Source organism: Kitasatospora sp. NPDC057738 (genome assembly GCF_042798815.1).
Classification (GTDB): domain Bacteria; phylum Actinomycetota; class Actinomycetes; order Streptomycetales; family Streptomycetaceae; genus Kitasatospora; species Kitasatospora lactacystinica.
Genome location: NZ_JBHVJT010000153.1, coordinates 1 through 5,224, shown reverse-complemented (window position 1 = coordinate 5,224; position 5,224 = coordinate 1). Strand labels below are relative to the sequence as shown.

At 76.6% G+C, this 5,224-nt stretch carries 3 protein-coding genes and 1 pseudogene; all 4 read left to right on the top strand.

All coding sequences use genetic code 11. The annotated features are described in order from the left end of the window. The first annotated feature begins 125 nt into the window (after positions 1 to 125). Positions 126 to 812, top strand: coding sequence for a YoaK family protein (locus ACFVGO_RS39210; RefSeq protein ID WP_380359281.1), 687 nt, complete (start codon positions 126 to 128; stop codon positions 810 to 812). A 189-nt stretch (positions 813 to 1,001) separates the two neighbouring features. Continuing rightward, positions 1,002 to 3,728, top strand: a complete 2,727-nt coding sequence (locus tag ACFVGO_RS39205; RefSeq protein WP_380636938.1) for an AAA family ATPase — start codon at positions 1,002 to 1,004, stop codon at positions 3,726 to 3,728. Between the two features lie 152 nt (positions 3,729 to 3,880). After that, positions 3,881 to 4,852: a helix-turn-helix domain-containing protein gene (locus tag ACFVGO_RS39200; RefSeq protein ID WP_380359286.1), complete on the top strand. Its 972-nt coding sequence runs from the start codon at positions 3,881 to 3,883 to the stop codon at positions 4,850 to 4,852. Between the two features lie 95 nt (positions 4,853 to 4,947). Further along, positions 4,948 to 5,224: pseudogene (locus tag ACFVGO_RS39195) on the top strand (hypothetical protein); the annotation flags it as partial.

Genomic DNA, 5,224 nt, shown 5'->3' with positions numbered 1-5,224 from the left:
CTCTCGCCCCGCGGCGCTCGACGGGGATGCTCGCCCCCGCGCACCCCCCGGCGCCGGGGGGGGGGGGGCGGCTCCTCCCCCCCCCCCCCCCCCGCCCGCAGCCCCCTTCCGTACGAGGAGCCGTCGTGACCACACCCCCGCCGCCGCAGCCGTCCGGACCGCAGATCCACGACCGCCACCCGCTGGCGCTGGCCCTGTTCGCCCTCACCCTGGTCAGCGGCCTGATCGACGCCGTCAGCTACCTCGGCCTCGGCCACGTCTTCACCGCGAACATGACCGGCAACGTCGTGGTCGTCGCCTTCGCCCTCGCCGGGGCGCCCGGCTTCTCCGTGGTCGGCTCCCTGACCTCCCTCGCGGCCTTTCTCCTCGGCGCCGGGGTGGCCGGCCGGATCGCCACCCGACAGGGCGCGACCCGGCGACCCGCACGACTGCGCGCGGCCTTCGCCCTGGAGGCCGTGCTGCACGCCGCGGCCGCCGCCGTCCTCTTCGTGCGGAGCCCCGAGGGGTTCGCGCAGTACGCGGTGATCGCCCTGCTCGCCCTGGCGATGGGCATCCGCAACGCCACCGTGCGGGGCCTGGGCGTACCGGACCTCACCACCACCGTGCTGACCCTCACCCTGACCGGCCTGGCCGCCGACTCCCGCCCGGCCGGGGGCACCGCCCCCCGCCAGCGCCGCAAGATCCTCTCCGTCGTCACCATGCTGGCCGGCGCCGTCCCCGGTGCGCTGCTGGTCCTGCACGGGCAGATCGCCTGGGCCCTGGTCGCCAGCGCCGTGCTGGCCGCACTCACCGTGCTGCTCTACCGCGAGTGACCGGAACGGTTCCGTCCCCGTCCCCGCGCCCGCCCCGGCGGCAGCGGCGCGGGGACCGCCGGCGACGGTGCCCGTCGAGGGGCGGGCCGCCGGGGTCCGGGGCCGTACCGGCAGCGGAACGGTGGTTCCGGCGGGCGGTAGCCTGGGATGCCCGGTGAGCGGATCGGCCGGCCCGAGGGAGAGGAACCAGTGGCGGAGGACAGACGGTTTCCGGTCCTGGTCGGGCGGCAGCGGCAGACGGGACTGCTGACCGCGGCGCTGGTCCAGGCCGTGGACGGCGCGAGCGGGTCGACCGTCCTGCTGCGCGGCGACGCCGGTGTCGGCAAGAGCACGCTGGTGGCCTGGGTGGAGCGACTGGCGCGCGAGCGCGGGTTCACCGTCCTGCGCGCGGTCGGCACGGAGGCGGAGACGGACCTCGCGTTCGGGGCCCTCCACCAGGCGTTCTGGTCGCTGCTCCAGCACTCCGACGCGCTGTCCGCGCATCAGCGCGAGGCCCTGGACAGCGCGTTCGGCATCCGCTCCGGCACTCCGAGCGGCTTCGCCGTCGGCGCCGCGACACTGGCCCTGCTGGAGCGGGTGGTGCGGACCGCCCCCGTGCTGCTGGTCCTGGACGACCTGCACTGGATCGACTCGTCGAGCGCGACCGTCTTCGCCTTCCTGCACCGGCGGTGCGCCGAGCTGCCGGTGGTGATCGTCGGGGCCAGCCGCGCGAACGGACCGGCCGCCCAGACCTGGTCGGCCGAGGCCGTCGACGTCCCGGCCCTTCCCCGCGAGGACGCGGCCCTGCTGCTGGGCACCCGCTACCCCGAACTCGCGGCGCCCGCCAGGGAACGCGTCCTGGCCGAGGCGGCCGGGAACCCGCTGGCGCTGGTCGAACTGCCGCGCCAGCTGGCGGACGCCCAGCAGCGGGGAGCCGCCCCGCTGCCCGAACGGCTGCCCCTGGGGCGGAAGCTGGAACGGATGTTCGCCGAACGGCTCGGCACGGTGACGCCGGAGGTCGGCCGCCTGCTGCTGCTCGGCGCCCTGGCCACCGGCCCGGACTCCGGCAGCGCCGAGTGGCTCCGCGCCCTCGCGGACGAGAACGCGCGGGAGATCCTGGAACGGATCGAGGCCGAGGGCCTGGCCCGGCTCGACCCGGCCGGGCAGCTCGTGTTCCGGCACCCCCTGGTGCGCACCGCCGTCGTCTCCGCCGCCTCCGACACCGCCCGCCGGGAGGCCCACCGCGCGCTGTCCGAGGCCCTCGCACCGGAGGACCCCCGGCGACTGGTCCACGAGGCGGCCGCCGCCCTGCTGCCCGACGAGGACCTCGCGCACCGCCTCCAGGAGGCCGGCCACGAGCTGGCCCGCCGGGGCGGCGAGGCGGAGGGCGCCCTCCTGCTGGAACGCGCCGCCGTCCTCAGCCCCAGCTCCTGCGACCGCGTCCGCAGGCTCACCCGGGCCGCCGTGATGTCGGCCCGCGGGGGGCAGCTGCGCCACACCGCGGCCCTGGTGGAGGAACTGAGGAGCAGCACGGTCCCGCAGGACATCGCCCCGCTGTTCTCGTACGCGGTGGTCTACGCCGACCAGAGCCACCGCGTCGACTTCGAGTCCTCCGCCGCGCTGCTGCCCGCGGCCCTCGACGCGCTGACCGCGCCGGGCGCCGACACCTTCGGCGGACTGGTCGAACAGGCCTGGTTCAAGCTGCTCCTCGCCGCCACGTACACGGACGACCCCTGGGCCTGGCGCGCCCTGGAACGGCACCGGGACGACGTCTCCGACGTGGGCCGGCTCTGTCTGCGGGCCTGGACCGAGCCGGGCCCGGACGCGGCCGCCGCCCTGCTGGCGACCGCCGACGGCATGACCGAGGAGCAGGAGGCCGGCGCGGCCTGGCTGCTGCTCTGGACCGCTTCGGCGCTCGACAGCCCCGACAGCGGTCTGTGGCAGCGCTTCTCCGGGCTGCACGGCTACGCCACCCAGGGCTCGGTCGCCAAGGCCAAGGCCCACCAGGACTACCTGCTCGGGTACTGGGACCGGGCAGCCGTCTGCCTGCGCGAGGCCGAGGAGGCGGACGAGCTCGGCTACCACACGAACGGCCTGATGTTCCGCCAGTACTACGCCCACTTCCTGGCCGGCCGGGGCGACGTGGCCGGGCTCCAGGAGATCGAGCGGACCATCGGGCCGGTCGCCACGCGCGCCCGGATGCGGTACGTCCTCGACCGCCTGACCCATCTGCGCGGCCTGGCCGCGCTTGCCCACCGGCGCTACGAGGAGGCGTACGCGCACTTCTGCGAACTCACCCCGCCCGGGCGCCTGTCCGGCGGCCAGCCGTGGCACCACACGCTGGTCCTCGACCTGGTGACGGCCGCCGTGCACACCGGACGCCTCGACGAGGCCCGCGCCCACCTCGCGGCCGGAGCCGCGGCGCGCTCGGCGGAGATCTCCGGACGCCACGCCTTCCTGTGCGTGGCCGCCACCGCGCTGGCTGCGGACGACCCCGAGGCCGAGGCCGCCTACCTCGCCGCGTACGCGGTACCGGGCGCCGAGCAGTGGGTGTTCGACCTCGCGCGGCTCAGGCTCGCCCACGGCGCGTGGCTGCGCCGCCGCCACCGGCCCGGGGCCAGGGAGACGCTGCGCGTGGCCCACCACGTGTTCCGCCGGCTGCGGGCCACCCCCTGGGCGGCGCAGTGCGAGGAGGAACTGCGGGCCGCGGGCGACTCCGTGGCGCTGCCGCAGGACGGGCCGGCCGCCGACCCGTCCGGGCTGACCGGCCAGGAGCTGCGCATCGCCCGGCTGGCCGCGACCGGCCTGACCAACAAGGAGATCGGCCGGCAGCTCCGGCTGTCGCCCCGTACCGTCGGGGCTCACCTCTACAAGATCTTCCCCAAGCTCGGCATCACCACGCGGGCCGCGCTCTCCCACGCCCTCGAAGGCGGCTGACCTGGGGGAACGCCCGCCCGGCCGGCTTGCCCCGGCCGCCCCGCCGGGCTTCCCGGCGCACCGCCCCGGGACGACAGTCAGATGACCTACCGGCCCGCCGCGCCCGCGGGCCACGCTGAGAGTGCGCAGGACTCCGGCGGAAGGACGGTCAGATGGGCTTGCGGGTGACGACGGCGTCGGTCGCGGACCGCGACAAGGCGGCCTTCTGGAGCGGGGCGGTGTCGCGGTCGCTGGTGCCGCTGGAGGTGCGCCCGCTCACCGGGCGGCCGTTCGACGGACTCCTGGAGTCGCACCGCCTCGGGTACGTGCGGATCTCCACGCTGGAGGCCGACGCGGCCCGGCTCTCCCGCACGGCGGCGCTGATCGCGCGCACGCCGCACAGCGAGCCGCAGGTCGGGGTCGGCGTGCAGGTGTCGGGCCGGGCCGTCCTGGAGCAGGACGGGCGCCGCGCGGAGGTGCCGCCGGGCGGGCTGGTCCTCTACGACACGGCGCGCCCGTTCGCGGTGGACTACCCGGAGCGGTTCCGCACCCACCTGTTCCACGTGCCGCGCCGCCTGCTGGGCGTCCCGGAGCGCGACCTGCGGCACGCCTCCGCGACGGCCGTCGGCCCGACCGACGGGTGCGGACCGGTGATCCTGTCCTTCCTGGGTGTTCTCGCCGCCTCCGCGCACTCCTACCCCGACCCGGTCGGGGACCGGCTGGCCGGCAGCGTCGCCGGCCTGTTCAGCACCCTCATCGCCCAGCTGGTGCCGGCCGGGGAGGCCGACGGACCGGGCGCCCGGAACGCCCACCTGGTCCGGCGGGTGCGGGAGTACATCGACTGCCACCTGGGCGACCCGGACCTGTCGCCCGAGCGGATCGCCCGGGCCCACCACATCTCCGTGCGCTACCTGCACCGGCTCTTCGAGGGCGAGGGCGTGACGGTGAGCCGCCTCGTCCAGCGGCTCCGCCTGGACGCCTGCGCCGGCGAGCTGGCCCGGCGCGGCCGCACCGCGCCCACCGTGTCGGCCGTCGCCCAGCGCTGGGGCTTCGCCAACCCGGCGCACTTCAGCCGGGCCTTCCGCGCCGCCTACGGCGTCCCGCCGCGCGAGTGGCGGACACGCCCGTACGACGAAGCCGGCTGAGGAGCCGGCCGCCCGCCGCAGGGCACGACCAGGCCACCACGGCCGGGGCACACACGGAGCCACCGTGCCCGTCGACCGAAGCCAGGAGCAGAGAGTTGTCCGACCCCACCCCCCTGTCCGACCGGCGACCGGTGCTCGACCGGGCGCTCCAGGATTTCCTGGACGCCCGGGCCGGCCGGTCCGCCGACGAGTTGCCGGACCTCTCGTTCGCGGTGTCCGACAGCGCCCCGGGCGACGGCGCGTCCGGCGGCGGCGGCGGGACGGGGAGCGGGGACCCGGACGATCCGTACGGCACCACGTCGGAGTGGTTCGTGCTGCCGTGCGGGCCGACCGGGCGGGTGCGGGTTCGGGTGACCAGGCCGGTCGGTGCCG

What these genes read in the sequence shown, in the direction of transcription:
- ACFVGO_RS39200 (WP_380359286.1), top strand. Translation starts at nt 3,881, where the DNA reads ATGGGCTTGCGGGTGACGACGGCGTCGGTCGCGGACCGCGACAAGGCG.